This is a genomic window from Zoogloea dura (genome assembly GCF_012927165.1).
In the GTDB taxonomy this organism is placed as follows: Bacteria; Pseudomonadota; Gammaproteobacteria; order Burkholderiales; family Rhodocyclaceae; genus Zoogloea; species Zoogloea dura.
Genome location: NZ_JABBGA010000006.1, coordinates 82,054 through 100,101, shown reverse-complemented (window position 1 = coordinate 100,101; position 18,048 = coordinate 82,054). Strand labels below are relative to the sequence as shown.

Genomic DNA, 18,048 nt, shown 5'->3' with positions numbered 1-18,048 from the left:
CCTCGACTCTCGACGCCTTAGGCGGCCAGTTCGGCAGCGGTCTTGCCGATGACGGACTCGTCTTCCTTCTTCATGATGCCGAAGTCCATCAGCAGGTCTTCGAGCTCGTCCATGGTGATCGGGGTCGGGATGGTGCCGTTGCCCGCGTTGTTATGGACCTTCTCGGCCAGGGACCGGTACTCGGCGGCCTGCTTGGATTCCGGGGCGTACTCGATGACGGTCATGCGGCGCAGTTCAGCGTGCTGCACGATGTTGTCGCGGGGGACGAAGTGGATCAGCTTGGTGCCCAGCTTGCCGGCCAGCGCTTCGGCCAGTTCCAGTTCCTTGTCGGTCTGGCGCTCGTTGCAGACCAGGCCGCCCAGACGCACGCCACCGGAGTTGGCGTACTTCAGAATGCCCTTGGAGATGTTGTTGGCGGCGTACATGGCCATCATTTCGCCGGACATGACGATGTAGATTTCCTGCGCCTTGTTCTCACGGATGGGCATGGCGAAGCCGCCACACACCACGTCGCCCAGCACGTCGTAGGAGACGTAATCGACGCCGTCGTAAGCACCGTTTTCCTCGAGGAAGTTGATCGAGGTGATCACGCCACGGCCGGCACAACCGACGCCGGGTTCCGGGCCACCGGATTCAACGCAACGGATGTCGCGATAACCCACCTTCAGGACGTCCTCGATCTCCAGGTCTTCCACGGAGCCGGCTTCGGCAGCCAGGGACAGAACGGTGTCCTGGGCCTTTGCGTGCAGAATCAGACGGGTGGAGTCGGCCTTCGGGTCGCAACCGACGATCAGGATCTTCTGACCCATTTCAGCCAGGGCAGCCAGGGTGTTCTGGGAAGTGGTGGACTTACCGATGCCACCCTTTCCGTAGAAAGCAATTTGACGAAGTGCAGCCATTTTCAAATCTCCTAAATGAATTGAACGGGTGTTTCACTCACTGACGAATTCCGGGTGTTGGGACCCATTTACCTTGCAACCGGAATGCAGCCTTTCGCGTCCGTTTTGCTCTTCGTATTCACACGCTGCGGCAAGCCTTGATCGGTGCGACGATCATTCAGCAATCGCCGTGCCAGCCTCGAAATAAATTTCTATTTCTTTGTTTTATAAAGAAATAATAGTTTTACGAAGCATTCAGACAGGCCTGTCCGGCTTTGTGTGGAATGTGACAAAGACCCCAGCGCTGTCAGGAAGGACACAGATTCGCAAAGCCGCGACGACGCTCCTACAAAAGCCCGACACAAAGCCTCAAATAACTGATCCAAAAGGAATTACCGGAAATCCGAAACGCCTCCGGGGGGAGCGGCACAACAATTGCCTATAGAAGGTGGAGAAACGGCCCCGACACACCCGGTCGCCGGCCCGCCGCAAACCTGGAGTCAAGATCATGAGCAAGCCGGACACCCCCGCCGACGCCCTGCCCCCCTGCCCCGCCCGGGTGGTGGTGGGCTATATGCGGCGCGACGGCTGGGCCGTTCCCGTCTATGGCGAGCCGGCGCCCGTGCAGGCCGCCGCGCATGCCGAGCCGGCACCCTCGGTGGCGTCCTCAGTGGCGTCCCCTCCTGCCGCAGACGATGCTTCGGCCAACAATCCCCACTTCGAACGCCTGGGCGGCAGCGCCGCCATCGAACGCCTGGTGGACAGCTTCTACGCACGCATGGACAGCCTGCCCGAAGCGGCCGGCATCCGCGCCATGCACGGGCCCAACCTGGCCCCGGTCAAGGAGGTGCTGGTGCGCTACCTCACCGAATGGACCGGCGGCCCCCAGCTGTACTCCGTCGAGCGTGGCCACCCCCGCCTGCGCCGCAAGCACCTGCCCTTCTCCATCGGCGCCGCCGAGCGGGACGCCTGGATGCTGTGCATGAGCGGCGCCCTCGACGAAGTCGTCACCGACCCGGACCTGAAGAATCAACTCACCCGTGCGTTCTTGAAGACCGCCGATTTCATCCGCAATGACAAAGGAAGCAGTCATGACCACCACCCTCGCTAATGCCATCCTCGACCTGGACGAAAAGGGCCGCCTGCTCAACCCGGTCTTCAAGGGAGAAACCAAGAAGGCCGGCCGCTACGGCTTCCGCGGCGACGTCGCCCTGAAGTTCGCCGAGCAGTTCGCCGACGAAAAGCGTCCGCCGGAAATCGTCACCGACCAGGTCATGATGGTCTGTGACGATGGCAAGACCATCCCCTTCTTCAGCAGCTTCCTGCTGTCCTTCGAATACCTGGCCCTGGTGCACGAAGTCCTCGGCCCCTACTTCGTGCCCACCGGCAAGTACATCGTCTTCTGCGACAACATCGACCTGTCCAAGAAGTACACCGTCAAGCTCGGCGAAATCAGCTACACCGTGCTGCCGATCGACGAGGCCACCGTGTACAACGAGACCCTCGAGCTCCTGTACCTGGAAAAGAACGACCTCAAGAAGTTCGACACCGCCGGCAAGCTGGACGCCGTGGCCAATGGCGCCACCAAGTTCTCGGCCACCTACACCCCGCTGACCTACGAGGAAGGCCTGAAGATCATGGGCCCGATCCGCGACCTCGGCGCCAACCGTCCGGTCTGATCCCGGTCTGACTCCGGAACAGGCCCCATGAACGAGCCCTCACCCCGCCGCAGCGGGGGAGCGGCCGAGGAATGGGCAGGCGAAGGCCGCGGGGCCGAGCCCGGCCGCTGGTACACGACCAACCTGGTCGGGCTGCCAGTGGGCCTGCTCGGCTCCCCGGCCTTCAATGCCCATCCCCAGCCGATCACCATTGCCGGCGTGCGGGAGACCCATCGGGGCCTGTTCCGCCTGCTCGACACCGCCGGCGACCTGCCGGCGGCCTCGGCGGTGTTCCGCCATTTCATGGAGATCGTCTTCGGCCTGGCGCCGCCCGAACCGGGTACCCGCAGCAACCCGCGCGGGCGCCACCGCTCCAGCTACCTCAAGCTGCTGCAGGGCTGGGGGCTGGACTCCAACTCCGCCGCCGGCGCCGTGCTGAAAGGCTGGGCGGAAAGCCGCTTCGGCCTGGTCCCGACCTTCCACAAGGCCCCCCTCGGGCGCTTCCCCTCCCCGGCCTGGATCACCTACATCGAGGAAAAGGGCAGCAGCCGCTTCCACAACAACTGCATCCACCAGCAGCTCGACCTGCTCTACGAATACTGCCAGTGGGCCATCGCCCGCTTCGGCCAGCCCGCCCGGGACTTCATCACCCTGTGGCGGGGCGTCAATGACTTCAGCGAACAGCGCGTCATCGCCGGCGACCGCCGCGACCGGGCCTGCGTGCTGCGCCTCAACAACGTGGTGTCCTTCTCCACCTCGCGGGACCGGGCCGACGAATTCGGCGACTGGATCCTCGAGGCCCGGGTGCCCACCGTGAAGATCCTGTTCTTTCCCGGCCTGCTGCCCGGATCTGCCCTTGCCGGAGAAGGCGAGGTGCTGGTCATCGGTGGCGAATACGAAGTGGTGGCCCGCTATGCTTGACGCCCTCCTCCGCCCCCAGTCCAGCCTGCTGCCCGCCGGCCTGCGCCCAGGCAGCCAGCTCGACCGCGCCCTCGGCAGCTACCTCGGCCTCGCTCTGGGCGACGCCCTCGGCGCCACCGTGGAGTTCATGACCGTCCGCGAGATCGCCGCCCAGTACGGCGTGCACCGCCAGATGATAGGCGGCGGCTGGCTCAAGCTCGCCCCCGGCCAGGTCACCGACGACACCACCATGTGCCTGGCCCTCGGCAAGGCCATCCTCGACGCCAAAGGCTGGTGCATGAAAGCCGTCGCCGAAGCCTACGTGGCCTGGCTGCGCGGCAAGCCGGTGGATTGCGGCAACACCTGCCGGCGCGGCATCCGCCGCTACATGGCCGATGGCTCCCTGGCCGGCCCGCCCTCCGACGGCGACGCCGGCAACGGCGCGGTGATGCGCAACCTGCCGGTGGTGCTGGCCACCCTGGCCGACGAAAGCGCCTTCCGCAACCGCAGCCTGGCCCAGGCCCACTTCACCCACCACAACGGCCTGTCGGATGCCGCCACCCTGATCTGCGGCCAGCTGGTGCGGCGCCTGCTGCTCGGCGGGCAGCTCTCCGACTGCCGGCCGCTGGTGGATGCCTTCATCGCCGACAACCCGCAGTTCCGCTTCCAGCCCTACCCCGGGCGGGCCAGCGGCTACGTGGTGGACACCCTGCAGACCGTCTTCCACTTCAGCTTCACCGAAGGAGACTTCGAAAGTGCCGTGGTCGGCGCCATGAACCGCGGCGACGACGCCGACACCACCGCCGCCCTGGTCGGCATGCTGCACGGCGCCCAATGCGGCGCCACCGCCCTGCCGCGGCGCTGGCTGGAGCGCCTCGACCGGCCGATCGCGGAGGCCATCGTCACCCAGACCCAAGCCCTGCTGGCCCTCGGCCAGTGCCCATCCCAACAACGGAGCCTGCCATGACCCACGTCATCTTCTACGAGAAACCCGGCTGTGGTGGCAACGCCCGCCAGAAAGCCTGGCTGGAGGCCGCCGGCCACAGCCTGGATGTGCGCAGCCTGCTCAGCTGGCCATGGACCGCCGACAGCCTGCTGGCCTTTCTTGATCCACTGCCGGTGGCCGAGTGGTTCAACCGCGCCGCACCGCGGGTCAAGTCCGGCGAGGTCGTGCCGGAAGCCCTAGACCGGGACAGCGCCCTGACCCTGCTGCTGGCCGAGCCCCTGCTGATCCGCCGCCCGCTGATGGAAACCGCCGCCGGCCGCGTCGTCGGCTTCGACCCCGCCACCGTCGCCGCCTGGCTGGACAGCCCGGCCCTTGCCGCGCTGGATGGCAGGCGTACCGAGGGCTGTGCCGCGATGTCGGGGGACTGTGAATCCATCTGACAGGCCGTGCAGTCGTCCTGACAGCGCTTGCAATCCTTCTTCACGGGCTTGCAATCGTCCTGCAGCGCCTGCAATCCTTCATCACGACCGTGCAATCGTCCTGACAGCGCCTGCAATCCTTCATCACGACTGTGCAATCGTCCTGACAGCGCCTGTAATCCTTCCCCACGCCGTGCAGTCGTCCTGACAGGCCTTGCAATCCTTCTTCACGGCGGTGAAATCGTTCTGACGGCTCGTGCAAGGGATGCGGGGTTGGGTGGACAATTTCTGCGTCTGCGGCTTTTCTGGGCGGCTTTCCTTTTTTCCGCCCTGGATTGGCCGGGATTTCGCCCCGGCGGGCGACCCCTTTCTTTGCGTCGCCAAAGAAAGGGGGAAAGAAAGGCGACCCGGCTTCCCCGGTCGTCCGCGTAGCGGACGACTCCCCTGCGCTGCTCGCATCGGGCGGCCGGCGCGGAACTCGTCGGCTGCGCCTCCTCAAACAGCCGCGCCGGAAGGCCCCGCCCGCTGCTGCGCTGCTCGGCGGGTCAGAACGGGCTTTCAGCAAGCACCGAGCCTCTACGGAAAAGCCGCTGGACGCGAGGCGTTGGGGTTTTGCTTGTGCGTTGATTCTCAACAGCGGCTTCAGCAAACGCGCGGTGTTTGCGAAAAGCCCGTTCCGACCCGCCGAGCAGCGGAACGGCAGGCGGGGAAGTCCGGCGCGGCTGTTTGAGCCCGAAGGGCGAGTTCCGCGCCGGCCGCCTGGCGTGAGCAGCGCAGGGCAGTCATTCGCGTAGCGAATGACCGGGGAGGCGGGTCGCCTTCTTTGCCTTCTTTCTTGGCGAAGCAAGAAAGAAGGTCGCCCGCCGGGGCGAAATCCCGGCCAATCCAACGTAAAACAACGGAAAGCCGCCCCAACAAAGGCACAAACGGGCGAATGAAGCCCCCCGGCAACCCTACAATAGGCCCCCTACCCCGCCCCCCAGGAGCCCCAATTGCCCACACCGCGTCTCATGTCAGACCTCTCCCCCCCGCGCAGGTGGGCCGGGGCTGCGGGTCTGTGTCTGCTCGGTCTCCTGCCTGCCGCGTCGATCGCCGCAGCCCGGCTCGACTGCGAGATCAACCAGGGCGGCCGCAGCGAGACCCTGCATTTCGGCCCGGCCACCAACCCCTACGAAGTGAAGGCGGTGTCGATCAACGAGCGTTTCAGCTTCAAGGCGGTGATGATCGAGCGCGGCGACAAGGTCGAGTACATCAGCCTGTATGTCTATTACCTGCCCCCCCGCGGCCCCATCCTGCTGCAGCAGGCCAAGTACCTGGCGCCCACCGCGCAGCCCTATCCGGCGGCCGGCTCCCTGACGGGCCGGCAGTATCTCTACTCGCCCCGGCTCGAGCGCGAACTGCAGTACGAGTGCGCCCTGGTGGAGGTGGAGTCATGATCCGCGCCCTCCCTGCAGCCCTGCTGATGCTGGCCCTGGCCGCGCCCGCCACCGCCGCGGAGCCCACGGTGACCATCGCCTTCGTCGGCGACATCATGCTGACCGACACCCCGGGCAAGGTGGTCCGGCAGGGGCGCGATCCCTTTGCGCCCTTCTCCGACCTGCTGAAGCAGGCCGACATCCGGGTCGGCAACCTCGAATGCGTGGTGGCCACCACCGGCGTGGCCGACCCGGCCAAGCCCTATTCCTTCCGTGCCCACCCGCGCACCCTGCCTGTCCTCAAGCGCCACTTCGATGTGGTGGGGCTGGCCAACAACCACTCCGGGGATTTCGGCCCCGCCGCCTTCGCCGAGATGCTGGGCCGGCTGGACAAGGCCGGGATCGCCTATTTCGGCGGCGGCCACACCCTGAAGGAGGCGCACACGCCGCTGATCATCGAACGCAAGGGCTTGCGCATCGCCCTGCTGGGCTATGACGAGTTCTTTCCGCGCTCCTTCGAAGCCGACGTGGACAAGCCCGGCGTGGCGTGGAGCGAGGACGAGCAGGTGCGCCTCGACATCACCACCGCGCGCAGCCTCCATCGGGCCGACCTGGTCATCCCGGTGATGCACTGGGGCTGGGAAAACGAGCAGCGGGCCAGCGCCCGGCAGCGCCAGCTCGCACGCCTGATGATCGATGCCGGCGCCGACGCGGTGGTGGGCGGCCACCCCCATGTCACCCAGGACATCGAGACCTATCGCGGCAAGCCGATCATCTACAGCCTGGGCAACTTCCTGTTCGACAGCTTCACCAGCGAGGACAACAACACCGGCTGGCTGCTGCACATGGAAGTGGGCCGCGAGGGGGTGCGGCACTGGCGCACCCACATCGCGCGCATCGACCGGGAGGGCGTCCCCCACCCCGACCGGCGCAAGGCCGGCAGCTGCTGGGAAGCCGGCCAGACGGAAGCGCGCCCCTGCAGTGACAAACCGGCAGCCCGCTAGAACGGCACCACGCTCTCGAAACACGCAGGGACACGGGTCTGCGGGTGGATGAAGGCCAGGCTCATGGCGTGCAGGCACATGCGCGCCTCCTGCTGCGCCTCATCGGGCGCGGCATACAGCGGATCACCGACGATGGGGTGGCCGATCGACATCAGGTGCACCCGCAGCTGGTGGGTACGCCCGGTGAGCGGCGTCAGCTCGACCCGGGTCCGGGCGCCAGCGCCCTCTCCGCTGCGCGCCAGCACCCGGTAGCGCGTCAGCGCCGGGCGCCCCTGCAGCGGATCGACCCGCTGCCGCGGCCGATTGTCCGGATCGCTACCCAGGGCCAGGGCGATCTCGCCACGGTCATCGGCGACATGGCCATGCACCAGCGCACAGTACTTCTTGCCCACGATGCGCTGCTCGAAGGCCAGGCTCAGGCGGCGCAGCATCTCATGGCCCCGCGCCAGCATGATCAGGCCGGAGGTGGCCATGTCCAGGCGATGCACCAGCAAGGCGTCCGGGTAGAGCGCCTGCACCCGGCTGGCCAGGCAATCCTGCCGCGCCTCGCCCCGCGCCGGCATCGAGAGCAGACCGGCCGGTTTGTCGGCAACGATCACGGCCTCATCGACGTGGACGATGGTGGGGTTCAGGTGGGGCATGCGGGCGGATGGGGCGGAGATAGGGCAGATAAGGCGCGGATTGTCGCCAGCCGCACCGGCTGCGTCCAGGGGGGATGCTGTCGGCGCTTTGTCTTCGAGGCTGGGTGTGCCTCCTTTACTGGTCGGCTTTCCGTTGTTTTGCGTTGGATTGGCCGGGAATTCGCCCCGGCGGGCGACCTTCTTTCTTGCTTCGCCAAGAAAGAAGGCAAAGAAGGCGACCCGCCTCCCCGGTCATTCGCTGCGCGAATGACTGCCCTGCGCTGCTCACGCCAGGCGGCCGGCGCGGAACTCGCCCTGCGGGCTCAAACAGCCGCGCCGGACTTCCCCGCCTGCCGTTCCGCTGCTCGGCGGGTCGGAACGGGCTTTTGCCAAGCACCGAGCCTCTGCGGAAAATCCGGCAGATGCGAGGCGCTGGGTTTTGCTTTTCTCGCTGGAAGCCAACCTCCGCTTCAGCAAACGCGCGGTGTTTGCGAAAAGCCCGTTCTGACCCGCCGAGCAGCGCAGCAGCGGGCGGGGCTTTCCGGCGCGGCTGTCTGAGGAGGCGCAGCCGACGAGTTCCGCGCCGGCCGCCCGATGCGAGCAGCGCAGGGGAGTCGTCCGCAACGCGGACGACCGGGGAAGCCGGGTCGCCTTTCTTTCCCCCTTTCTTTGGCGACGCAAAGAAAGGGGTCGCCCGCCGGGGCGAAATCCCGGCCAATCCAACGCAAAAGAAAGGAAAGCCGACCAGCAAAGGCACAAACAAGCAAACAAACAGCTGAAGCCGCCCCTACAGATCTCGCACCAGACCGCCAGCCCCCTTGAAGCTTGCCCTTCAAATTAGAAAAAACTAATATTCCATCCATTTCCCCAAGGGCGCACTCTCAGGCGCGCTCCCGCCAACCTCTTCCCCCACGGACCGCCATGAAAACACCCCACGACCTCGTCACCGAAGCGCGCCAGCACATCACCGAAGTGTCCCCGCAGGAGGCGGATGCGGCCATCCGCGATGCCGATGTGCTGATCGACGTGCGCGAAGCCGACGAGTTTGCCGGAGGCCATCTACCCGGTGCCATCCTGATCCCCCGCGGCGTGCTGGAGTTCCGCCTGGGGAGCAAGCCTGAACTCGGCCGGCGTGACCTGGAAATCGTCCTGTACTGCAAGACCAGCGGCCGCGCCGCCCTGGCGGCCCGCAGCCTGAAAGAGATGGGCTACCTGTCCGTGCGCAGCATTGCCGGGGGCATCGATGCCTGGATCGCCGCAGGCAAGCCCGTGGTCAAGCCCGAACTGCCGAGCTTCGAATAAAGTCACAGACGAAAAAAAGGGCGGCAAGCGCCGCCCCAAAGGCTGCCGGCGGGGGCTCTCCTCGAGCCTCCGCCGCAATGCGTCAGACGAAGCTCAGCAACTCGATGGTCACCGGCTCTTCGCCCATCACGGTCTGGCAGGCGAGGCGGGACTTGCTGCTGACGCCGACCAGGGCGTCGAGCTTTTCGTTTTCGAGCTTCTGGATGCGCGGCAGGGTCTTGCGGCCCTCCTGCACGAAGATGTGACAGCTGCCGCACTGGGCCTTGCCGTCACACTTGTGGGCGATGGTCTCGCCGGCGGCCATGATGGCGCCGAGCAGGATGGAGCCGGCGGCGACGTCGACGGTCTTGCCGGACGGCTGGATGGTGAGTAGAGCCATGGAACTACCTCTGGACGTGTTGGGAAAGCGTTGTATGGGCGGATGGGCCGCGCCGCTTCAGCCGAGGCGTGCCAGCAGCGCCGGCACGAAGGCGTCGAGGGGCAGCGGGATGCGCTCGATGCCCTGCTCGGCCAGGAAGCGCGCTTCCATGCGGGTCGGCTCGTCGGGCATCACCGCCCAGTGGCGGTCGGAGGAGCGCTTCATGATCTGCCGGGCGAAGGCGCGGGGTAGCTGGTCGTTGAAGCGGCAGCCGATGAACAGGAAGTTGCGGCCGCTGCGCAGGCGCTGGACTTCCTGGGGGATCGGCGTCTGGATGTCGATCTCGGTGAGCACCTCCACGTAGTCGGTGTCGGACACCAGGTAGTTGCCGGCCGGGGCGTGGGCGCCGATGGGCTTGTAGAGCACGGTCTTCCAGTCGGGCTTGTGGTCGGGCGTGGGCGTGCCGTCGGCGTCGTACCAGCCGGTCCAGGTGCCGAAGTGCTCCGACTGGGCCAGGCCCTGGACCTGCCCCCAGCTGCCGGTCGGGGCCACCTCGGCGAGGGCCGCCGCCATCGCGTCGTCGTACCACGCATCGACGATCAGCGGAAAGCCGAAGCCGGCCAGCGACTGGTGCAGCGGCGCCGGCACGGCCTTGGCCGCGAAGGCCTCGTTCATCAGGCCGACCAGGGTCTTGCGGTGCTTGAAGTTCTCGATGTACTGGGCCGACTGGGTGAGCCGGTTGCGGATCTTGTGGGGCACCGAGCTCCGCGCGGTGAGCAGGACCACAAGCTCTTCCGGGGTGGCAGGCACGCCGTAGGCGGTGGCCTGGGCCAGCACGCGGGGGCCCAGGTAGGGCACCACGCGGCCGGCGGCCAGGGCCTCGACCAGGCTGGCGGGGAGTCCGTCGGGGAGTACTTCCGACGGGGCAGGAGCGGTGGCAAGCGTCGTCATGGGGAACCTCTGGGGATGTCGGGGGATGTCTTATAGGTAGATGGCGGCGCCGGCACCCACGTTGGTACAGGCGTCCTTGAGGGTCTTGACCAGGAACCTCACCTGGTCGGCGTCCATGTGCCCGTAGAAGGGCAGCGCCAGGGAACGGTCGCCGATGCGCTCGGTGTTCTTCAGGCAGCCGCGCTTGCAGTTGAACTCTTCGCCGAGGGCCTGGTAGGCAAACTGCTGGTGCAGCAGGGCGCTGAAGGGGGCGGCCTCGATCAGGTCGGCCTCCAGGTCGTCCACGATCTGGGCGCGCCCGCTGGCGGTGAAGCGGGCCCCCAGGTGCACCACGTAGAGCATCCAGTGCACCTCGTCCACGTCCGGCCCCAGGTAGGGCGGCTTGATGCCCTCGAAGCTCTGCATCTCATCCCGGTAGTAGGCCTCCACCTGCTTGCGGCGGGCCAGGATCTCGTCGATGCGTTCCAGCTGGGCCAGGCCCAGGGCCGCGGTGAGGTCGCTCATGTTGGCCTGCAGCGGCACCCGGCTGCCGATCGACACGGAGGTCCGGTCGGTCAGGCGGTGGGAGCGCAGGTAGCGCAGCTCGGTGGCCAGGCGCGGGTCGTCGGTCAGCACCATGCCGCCTTCGCCGCAGCACAGGGCCCCGGGCTGGGAGAAGTCGAACACCGACACATCGCCGAAGCTGCCCACCGGCCGCCCCAGGTAGCGCGAACCGATGGCCTCGGTGGAGTCCTCGATCAGCGCCACGCCGCGGGCTTCGGCCAGCTGGCGCAAGGCCTTCCAGGCGGCCGGATGGCCGTTGCAGTTGTTGCCGATGATGGCCTTGGTGTTGGGCCGGATCCGGTCTGCCGCGGCCGACGGGGAGATGCAGCCCGACCAGTAGTCGATCTCGGCGAAGTTGGGCGTGGCCCCGGCCAGCAGGATGGCGTGGGAGGTCTGGTGCCAGCCGTAGCTGCAGGCCACCACCTCGTCGCCAGGGCCGATGCCCATGGCGCGCAGGGCCAGCCACATGGCCAGGGTGCCGCTGGCGGTGGCGATGCCGTAGGCGCGGCCGTGCTGGGCGGCGAACTCGGCCTCGAAGTCTTCGACCCGGGCCCCGGCCGACAGGCGCGGGCTGCGCAGGGCGCGGATCACCTTGTCCAGCTCGATCCCGCTCACGTCGGGGTCGGTGAGGAGGATCCAGTCTTCGTCGTGGTCGACGGTTTGCATCTCGGCGGGGGCGTTCATGGTCAGCTCCTGGCGGCCAGCATGAGGCCGGATGCGGCGGCGGGGTCGCTGGTGAGGGACCAGCAGTGGCCGTCGGAACCCAGCAGGTACACATCGGCGGAGGCGGTCTCCAGGGCGGGGGTCTCACCCCGCACATCGAGGGCATCCACCACCGTCACGCGCAGCCCGTTCCAGTGGGCGCGGGCGGCGGCGGCCAGGGCCGCCACGTCCGGCGCCGCGTTGCCCAACCCGGACAGCACGCTCATGTCATCGGTGCTGAGTCCCATCATTCACCTCCCACCTTGCGGGCTTCGACGGTGATCGGCAGGCGGGTGTCCGCCGCCATCTCGGGCAGGGCCAGCACCCAGCCGTTGGCCAGGGTGATGGTGCCGCCCCACAGGCCGGCCTGCTCCTGGGAGACGACGGGCTCCTCCAGGTCCTTCTTGGGCACATAGGCCGACAGGCCGGCGGGCGTATTGCGCAGCATGACTTTCATGGGAAGCTCCGTTTTGAATGTTCGGTTTCGGGTAAGGGGGTCATGCAGCCAGCGCATCCACCAGCAGGGGCGCCAGGCTCGAGCGCAGGGTGTCGATGACGGTGGCGATGTCCCGGGGGGTGGTGTCCCGCCCCAGGGAGAAGCGCACCGCGGCGCGGGCTTCGGCCTCGGACACGCCCATCGCCAGCAGCACGTGGGAGGGGTCGGTGGCGCCGGCGCTGCAGGCCGAGCCGCTGGAGGCGCAGATGCCGGCCTTCTCCAGGCGCATCAGGACGATCTCCGCATCGAGGGCGCCAAAGGCCAGGCAGCTGGTGTTGGGCAGGCGCGGCACCCCGGCGCCGAAGACCCGCAGGCCGGGCAGGGCCTCGCCGAGGCCGGCCTCGAGGGCGTCACGCATCGCCGCCTGGCGCGCCATCTCGTCACCCGACGCCAGGTAGACCCGGGCCAGGCGGGCCGCCACGGCAAAGCCGGCGATGCCCGGCAGGTTCTCGGTGCCACCGCGCCGCCGGCGCTCCTGGCTGCCCGGGAAAAGCGGGGTGAAGGGCGCACCCTTCTTCACCAGCAGCACGCCAATCCCCTTGGGGCCGTGCAGCTTGTGGGCCGAGGCGCTGACGAAGCGCGCCCCGAGGGCGGCGAAGTCGATGGGCAGGCGGCCGGCCAGCTGGGTCGCATCCACATGCACCGGCACGCCGACGGCCTGGGCTAGGCGGACGATCTCGCCCACCGGCTGGATCACCCCGGTCTCGTTGTTGGCGGCCATCACCGAGACCAGCGCGGCGCCCTCCTGCAACAGCGCCGGCAGCACGGCGGCACGGATCACGCCGCGCCCATCCACCGGCAGGACGCACACCTCCACGCCCTGCCCGGCCAGGGCCCGCGCGGCCTCCCGCAGGCCGCTGTGCTCGATGGCGGAGATCACCAGGCGGCGCGGCGCCCCCGGCACCGCCAGGGCGGCGTGCAGGGCCTGGGCGTTGGACTCGGTGGCGCTGGAGGTGAACACCACCTCGGCCGGCAAGGCTCCGAACAGGCCTCCCACCTCTGCCCGGGCCGCCGCCAGCACGCTGCGCGCGGCCTGGCCGGCGGGGTGCTTGGAGGACGGGTTGGCCCACTGCTCGGCCAGGGTGCCGGCCACCGCGATCAGGACTTCCGGCAGCGGGCGGGTGGTGGCGTTGTTGTCCAGGTAGATCATGGGAAGCTCCTCAAGGCCAGAACACCCGGTGGGCGTCATCGGCAACCAGGGTCAGCAGCTCGTCGATGCGGCCGGCGCTGGCCTGCCAGACCCAGCGCCCTGCCGCGTGGTCCCTGGCGTACAGCCGCCACACGGCGGGCTCGGGCTGTTCCAGGCGGGCGATGTCGATGACGCCGCCATCCGGATCGATGTTGCGGGAGCAGCAGGGGCTGCGGATCAGCCAGGCCCCGTCCACCCAGAACACTTCGGGCTGCACGTAGCGGTAGCGGCTGCGCTGCTCCAGCTTGCGCAGGATGCGGCGGCGCACCAGTTCGCCGGGGCCGGTGACGCTGGCATGGCGGCTCATGATGCGGCCCCGCTGGCTGGCGACGCTCAGGCCGCCGCCAGTTCCTCTTCGAGGCAGCCCACCACGCGGCCGACGCGGCCTTCGGCGGCGCCGAACTCGACGATGTAGACCGGGATGTTGGCTTCCTCGTGGTGGCCGATCTGCACCACCTCGCCGGTGGTGCCGGCCGAGACGATGAGCTCGTCCTCGGGCACCTCGGGGTGGCTGCCGTCGTTGAACAGGTCGGTGGCGGCGGCCACCTGCTGGCCCCACTGGTACTTCGGTTCGCGCGGTTCGATCATGGTCTTACTCCTTGATGTGGGCGAGCTGGGCCACCTTGTCGCCGCCCAGGGCTTCGGCGACGTGCTCGGGCAGCTTGTCGAGGGAGACGATTTCGCGGCCGCGCATGCCGACCTTGTGGCCGGTGGCGACGAACTCGACCGCGTAGATGTAGAACTGCTGCAGGAAGGTGCCCACCGAGGTGACGTAACCCACGTCGCCTTTATTCACCAGCACCTCGCCCACGTCCTTGCCGGGGTAGGTGCCGTCGTTGCGGACCTTGTAGCGGCTCACCACCCGTTCGCCAAAGTCGAACTGGGGCGGGCCTTCGAGCTCAATGACATCGCTGTCGCGGGAAATGTCACCCATGGCGGGTCTCCGTTTCGAGGGTGGCAAGACGGACCCGGGCCGCTTCGCGGACCTCGGGCTCTTCATCGAGAAGCAGCCGGCGCAGCAGGGCATCGTCGGCCCGCTGGGCTAACTCCCAGCGCACCTCCCAGGCCGGGTCGCGGGCCATCTCGGCCAGCAGACCGACCGGCAGGCGGGCCACCAGGGTGCGCCGGATGTCGACCTCCGGATCATTCAGCAGGGCCAGCAGGGCCGGCACTTCCAGGCGGCGGGCGACCACCAGGCGGACCTCCCGGTCCGGGTCGCGGGCCAGCTTCGGCAACAAGGCGATGGGCAGACGCTCGGCCACCAGCTTGCGCACGAAGTAGTCCGGATCGTCGGCCATCTCGATCAGATGGTTGACCTCCAGGCGCTGGGCGACGCGGATACGCACCTCCCGGTCCGGGTCGTGGCGCAGTTCCGCCAGCAGGCGCTGGGGCAGGCGCAGGGCCACGTGCAGGCGCACCGTCTCGTCGGGGTCGTGCATCAGCCCGACCAGGCGGAACACATCGGCCGACCGGGAGGCCACCGCGCGCACCTCGAAATAGGGGTGCTCGAGGTAGTCGTTGGCCCGCTCCGGGTTCCAGCGGAAGAAGCGGTCGATGCGCTTGGCGTAGCGGTCGAACACGCAGGCATGGCCGGGCTGGCATTTGCCGGTGTCGCGCAGGGCCAGGTTCTCGCAGCCCTCGCAATCCAGGGCGTGGCCCTGCCAGTCCACCACCGGTGGCTCGTTCGGGACCCAGGCGGGCACGGGATGGACGACGCCCGTCATCATGGAGTGGCCTCCATCACGTCATCGTCGTAATCCACGTCGCGGCCGCCGCGCGCCAGCACGGCCCCGAGGACCTTGTGACCGAGGCTGTCGGCGGGATCAAGGGCCTCCAGCAGGTCGAGCACGGCCCTGCCCTCCTCCGCCTCGCCGAGGCGCAGGCTGAGATAGGCATAGCCCTTCAGGGCAAACAGGTAGAAGCGGGGCGCCACTGCGTGGGCGCGCAGTTGGGCGATCCGCTCCGGGCCCCAGCTCGTCGCCGGGGCCACCTGACGCCAATCCGCCGGCAGGCCGAGGGGCCCGGCGGCCAGGGCGATGGCCTCCAGGGCTACCCGGCGGGCGTCGGCCAGGCGGTTGGCGTAGAAATAGAAACGGTAATGGGCGATCAGGGGCGCCGGGTGCGCGGGCGCCAGGGCCCGGGCCTGCAACAGGAGGCCGAGGGCCCCCTCGTCGCCGATGCCCGCACGGCCTGCCTTGTCGATCAGCGCTTCGACCGCGGGGTCGAGCCCGGCGCCGAGGATGGCATCCTCGAAACCGGACGACACACCTGGAACTCCGCTGGCCGACATGACCCTGCTCTCCTCAGTTGCGCCGGATCGAGCTGATGTCGACCTTCGCCACGCCCGGCGGCTGGGCGCTGGTGCCGCTGCTCGAGGAGCAGCCGCAGGCGCCGGCGTTCGGGTTGAAGAAGGTGAGACCGCTCGCGGTGGGGGTGTCGGAGAAGTCGATGGTCACGCCATCCAGCATCAGCCGCGATTCGGCCGGCAGGAAGACCTTGAGGTCACCGACCGCCAGCACCTCGTCACCGGCGAGGGGAGCCCCCTCGACGGTGAACTCGGCGCTGTAGCCCGAACAGCCGCCGGCGCTCACCGTGAGGCGGAAACCGGCGCCGTCACCGTGACCCGAGAAGCGCACCATGCGGCGCATGAACTTCTCGGCGGCCGGATTGACAGTCACGTTGGGCAGCATGATCAGGCTCTCACGATGCAGCCATCGACCGGGCACACCGCCACGCACTGGGGCGTGTCGAAGTGGCCTTCGCACTCGGTGCACTTGGCCGGGTCGATGATGAACACGCCGCTCTTTTCACGGATGGCGTCGTTGGGGCATTCCGGGTCGCAAGCGGAGCAGCCGGAGCAGGTGGAACCGATGATTTTGTAGGCCATGATGGTCTCCTTGCGGTGGTAGGTACGAAATGGGGGTTGTTCTGGTCAGGCCGCCATCACGGCGCCCTGGCGGATGCTGGCGTCGCCGCGCGGCTGATGCACGATGGCGCCGCTGGCCACGCGCCCGCAGTAGTCGGCAAACCACTGCAGGGCCGCCTTCTCGATGAACTCGTGGGCGTATTCCTCGACCGGCTCGATGCCGGCGGCCTTCAGTTCATCGCGGGGGCAGGCACCGATCTTGGAAACCAACACGGCGTGGCAGTCGTTGATGGCATTGACGATCGACGGCAGCTGCTCGTCTTCGCCATAGCCGCCCTGGCAGTACAGATCCACGCGGCGGTGGCCGACGAACAGGGCTTCCTTGCGGCTGACTTCGAAGATCTGGAACTCGGTGGCGTGGCCGAAGTGCTGATTGACCCGGCCCTGGCCTTCGGTGGCCACGGCCACCAGCACCTTGAGGTCTTCCTGGCCGGCGATCAGGCTGGCGTCCAGGGCATCGGCCAGGGCGTCCACCTTGGCCTGGTGCTGGGCCTGGCGCTCGGCCTCGACCTTCTCCTGGTAGGCGCGACGCTTGTCGATGTCATAGACGATATCCATCTCCTCGATCTTGTCGAGGGTGAACTCTTCGCTGCGGTCTTCGCCGAGCAGGCCCACCGCGTCGGCGCGGCACTGGCGGCAGTGGCGCATCAGGTTGGCGCCGCCCATGCAGGCGTCCTGCACGGCCTTCAGCTCCTGAGCGGTGGGGCCGCGCTGGCCGGTGAGGCCGAAGTGGGTGCCGTGCTCGGCCTCGCTGATCAGCGGCATGATGTTGTGCAGGAAGGCGCCGCGCTTCTTCACTTCGCGGTTCACCTCGATCAGGTGCTCGTCATTGATGCCGGGGATCAGCACGGAGTTGATCTTGGTCAGCACGCCGCGGGCGGTGAGCATCTCGAGGCCCTTCATCTGCTGTTCGTGCAGGATGCGCGCGGCCTCGACGCCGGTGACCCGCTGGTGGTTCCAGAAGATCCAGGGGTAGATCTTGGCGCCGATCTCCGGGTCCACCATGTTGATGGTGATGGTCACGTGATCGATGTTGTGCTTGCAGATCTCGTCCACCATCTCCGGCAGGGCCAGGCCGTTGGTGGAGAGGCACAGCTTGATGTCCGGCGCCTTCTCGGTGAGCTGGCGCATGGTGTCGAAGGTCTTCTTCGGATTGGCCAGCGCGTCGCCGGGGCCGGCGATGCCGAGCACCGTCATCTGCGGAATCTCGCTGGCCACGGCCAGCACCTTCTTCACAGCCTGATCGGGGGTCAGCTTCTGGCTGACCACGCCGGGGCGGCTTTCGTTACTGCAGTCGTACTTGCGATTGCAGTAGTTGCACTGGATGTTGCAGGCCGGAGCCACCGCCACGTGCATGCGCGCGAAGTGGTGGTGGGCTTCCTCGGAGTAACAGGGGTGGTTCTTGACCTTGTCCCAGATCTCCGTAGGCATGTCGTCGGGGCCACCCGACGAACCACAGCTGGACTTGCCGGCTCCACCACTGGTGGAACATCCGGAGGCTTGGCTGGCGGCGGGCTCGGCCAGCGCGTTGCGATTGGCTTTCAGGTCACCAAGGCTGATGTAGGCGCTTTGCATGGGGGCGGCTCCTTGTCTCTGTTCGGGGGGGACGTTTTAGTGTCGTTTGAGAGACTCATAGCCAGATCCATGCCAACCACTATTTTTCTTACATATCAGAACCTTGGCTCATTTTTGAAGCACCGGCCGGGTGTCGCTGTATGAACAAAGCCCGACCTGCCGGCGA

General features: G+C 67.6%; 24 protein-coding genes. 8 read left to right on the top strand and 16 right to left on the bottom strand.

The features are described from left to right. Positions 1-17: 17 nt before the first annotated feature. Positions 18-899 (bottom strand): nitrogenase iron protein, encoded by an 882-nt coding sequence (gene nifH, locus HHL15_RS09650; RefSeq protein ID WP_169145555.1) that lies wholly within the window; start codon positions 897-899, stop codon positions 18-20. Positions 900-1,386: 487 nt separating this feature from the next. Here nifH and HHL15_RS09645 point away from each other — a divergent pair, with 487 nt between their 5' ends. The 7 genes from HHL15_RS09645 (at position 1,387) to HHL15_RS09615 (ending at position 7,220) form a co-directional block, all read left to right on the top strand. Beyond that, entirely contained in the window at positions 1,387-1,989 is a 603-nt protein-coding gene (locus HHL15_RS09645; RefSeq protein ID WP_235943324.1) for a group II truncated hemoglobin, read from the top strand. Then, positions 1,970-2,557: a hypothetical protein gene (locus HHL15_RS09640; protein ID WP_169145554.1), complete on the top strand. Its 588-nt coding sequence runs from the start codon at positions 1,970-1,972 to the stop codon at positions 2,555-2,557. The genes HHL15_RS09645 and HHL15_RS09640 overlap by 20 nt, the downstream gene beginning before the upstream one ends. A gap of 27 nt (positions 2,558-2,584) precedes the next feature. Then, complete coding sequence (locus HHL15_RS09635; protein ID WP_169145553.1) at positions 2,585-3,457, top strand: NAD(+)--dinitrogen-reductase ADP-D-ribosyltransferase; 873 nt, start codon at positions 2,585-2,587, stop codon at positions 3,455-3,457. Beyond that, positions 3,450-4,403, top strand: coding sequence for an ADP-ribosyl-[dinitrogen reductase] hydrolase (gene draG, locus HHL15_RS09630; protein WP_169145552.1), 954 nt, complete (start codon positions 3,450-3,452; stop codon positions 4,401-4,403). The genes HHL15_RS09635 and draG overlap by 8 nt, the downstream gene beginning before the upstream one ends. Beyond that, on the top strand, positions 4,400-4,822 hold the full coding sequence (locus tag HHL15_RS09625) for an ArsC/Spx/MgsR family protein (protein WP_169145551.1): 423 nt from the start codon (positions 4,400-4,402) through the stop codon (positions 4,820-4,822). Before draG ends, HHL15_RS09625 begins: the two co-directional genes overlap by 4 nt. Positions 4,823-5,793: 971 nt before the next feature. Beyond that, entirely contained in the window at positions 5,794-6,237 is a 444-nt protein-coding gene (locus HHL15_RS09620) for a hypothetical protein (RefSeq protein ID WP_169145550.1), read from the top strand. Then, on the top strand, positions 6,234-7,220 hold the full coding sequence (locus HHL15_RS09615) for a CapA family protein (RefSeq protein ID WP_169145549.1): 987 nt from the start codon (positions 6,234-6,236) through the stop codon (positions 7,218-7,220). Before HHL15_RS09620 ends, HHL15_RS09615 begins: the two co-directional genes overlap by 4 nt. Here HHL15_RS09615 and HHL15_RS09610 read toward each other — a convergent pair. Next, positions 7,217-7,861 (bottom strand): RluA family pseudouridine synthase, encoded by a 645-nt coding sequence (locus tag HHL15_RS09610; protein ID WP_169145548.1) that lies wholly within the window; start codon positions 7,859-7,861, stop codon positions 7,217-7,219. The two genes, HHL15_RS09615 and HHL15_RS09610, sit on opposite strands and share 4 nt — an antisense overlap. 900 nt (positions 7,862-8,761) lie before the next feature. On the opposite strand from HHL15_RS09610, the gene HHL15_RS09605 reads away from it, so the two are divergent. Then, a complete protein-coding gene (locus HHL15_RS09605) occupies positions 8,762-9,142 on the top strand; it encodes a rhodanese-like domain-containing protein (RefSeq protein WP_169145547.1) in 381 nt (126 codons plus the stop codon). An 82-nt stretch (positions 9,143-9,224) separates the two neighbouring features. Here the strand turns inward: HHL15_RS09605 and HHL15_RS09600 are convergent, their stop codons facing one another. Genes HHL15_RS09600 through nifB form a run of 14 tightly spaced genes read right to left on the bottom strand, consistent with a single transcriptional unit; the run spans position 9,225 to position 17,882 of the window. Further along, positions 9,225-9,521, bottom strand: a complete 297-nt coding sequence (locus HHL15_RS09600) for a 2Fe-2S iron-sulfur cluster-binding protein (RefSeq protein WP_169145546.1) — start codon at positions 9,519-9,521, stop codon at positions 9,225-9,227. A gap of 57 nt (positions 9,522-9,578) precedes the next feature. Beyond that, entirely contained in the window at positions 9,579-10,451 is an 873-nt protein-coding gene (locus HHL15_RS09595; protein ID WP_169145545.1) for an SIR2 family NAD-dependent protein deacylase, read from the bottom strand. 30 nt (positions 10,452-10,481) lie between these two features. Beyond that, positions 10,482-11,678: a DegT/DnrJ/EryC1/StrS family aminotransferase gene (locus tag HHL15_RS09590; protein WP_169145544.1), complete on the bottom strand. Its 1,197-nt coding sequence runs from the start codon at positions 11,676-11,678 to the stop codon at positions 10,482-10,484. A gap of 2 nt (positions 11,679-11,680) precedes the next feature. Next, positions 11,681-11,947, bottom strand: coding sequence for a hypothetical protein (locus tag HHL15_RS09585; protein WP_169145543.1), 267 nt, complete (start codon positions 11,945-11,947; stop codon positions 11,681-11,683). Next, positions 11,944-12,153: a putative nitrogen fixation protein NifT gene (gene nifT, locus HHL15_RS09580; protein WP_169145542.1), complete on the bottom strand. Its 210-nt coding sequence runs from the start codon at positions 12,151-12,153 to the stop codon at positions 11,944-11,946. Before nifT ends, HHL15_RS09585 begins: the two co-directional genes overlap by 4 nt. A gap of 40 nt (positions 12,154-12,193) precedes the next feature. Continuing rightward, on the bottom strand, positions 12,194-13,342 hold the full coding sequence (locus HHL15_RS09575; RefSeq protein WP_169145541.1) for a cysteine desulfurase family protein: 1,149 nt from the start codon (positions 13,340-13,342) through the stop codon (positions 12,194-12,196). Positions 13,343-13,352: 10 nt separating this feature from the next. Beyond that, the gene (locus HHL15_RS09570; RefSeq protein ID WP_169145540.1) at positions 13,353-13,688 is read right to left on the bottom strand and encodes a DUF3024 domain-containing protein; all 336 of its coding nucleotides are present in this window, start codon (positions 13,686-13,688) and stop codon (positions 13,353-13,355) included. A gap of 26 nt (positions 13,689-13,714) precedes the next feature. Further along, positions 13,715-13,969: a nitrogen fixation protein NifZ gene (locus tag HHL15_RS09565; RefSeq protein ID WP_169145539.1), complete on the bottom strand. Its 255-nt coding sequence runs from the start codon at positions 13,967-13,969 to the stop codon at positions 13,715-13,717. Between the two features lie 4 nt (positions 13,970-13,973). Further along, a complete protein-coding gene (locus HHL15_RS09560; protein ID WP_169145538.1) occupies positions 13,974-14,315 on the bottom strand; it encodes a nitrogen fixation protein NifZ in 342 nt (113 codons plus the stop codon). Next, positions 14,308-15,108 carry a 4Fe4S-binding leucine-rich repeat protein gene (locus HHL15_RS09555; RefSeq protein WP_235943323.1) on the bottom strand — a complete coding sequence of 267 codons (801 nt, stop codon included), beginning with the start codon at positions 15,106-15,108 and terminating at the stop codon, positions 14,308-14,310. Before HHL15_RS09555 ends, HHL15_RS09560 begins: the two co-directional genes overlap by 8 nt. Further along, positions 15,105-15,671, bottom strand: coding sequence for a hypothetical protein (locus tag HHL15_RS09550; RefSeq protein ID WP_169145537.1), 567 nt, complete (start codon positions 15,669-15,671; stop codon positions 15,105-15,107). Before HHL15_RS09550 ends, HHL15_RS09555 begins: the two co-directional genes overlap by 4 nt. A gap of 13 nt (positions 15,672-15,684) precedes the next feature. After that, on the bottom strand, positions 15,685-16,071 hold the full coding sequence (locus HHL15_RS09545) for a HesB/IscA family protein (RefSeq protein WP_169145536.1): 387 nt from the start codon (positions 16,069-16,071) through the stop codon (positions 15,685-15,687). A gap of 2 nt (positions 16,072-16,073) precedes the next feature. Further along, positions 16,074-16,268, bottom strand: a complete 195-nt coding sequence (locus HHL15_RS09540) for a 4Fe-4S dicluster domain-containing protein (RefSeq protein WP_169145535.1) — start codon at positions 16,266-16,268, stop codon at positions 16,074-16,076. 45 nt (positions 16,269-16,313) lie between these two features. Continuing rightward, positions 16,314-17,882 (bottom strand): nitrogenase cofactor biosynthesis protein NifB, encoded by a 1,569-nt coding sequence (gene nifB / locus HHL15_RS09535; RefSeq protein ID WP_169145534.1) that lies wholly within the window; start codon positions 17,880-17,882, stop codon positions 16,314-16,316. Positions 17,883-18,048: the final 166 nt, after the last annotated feature.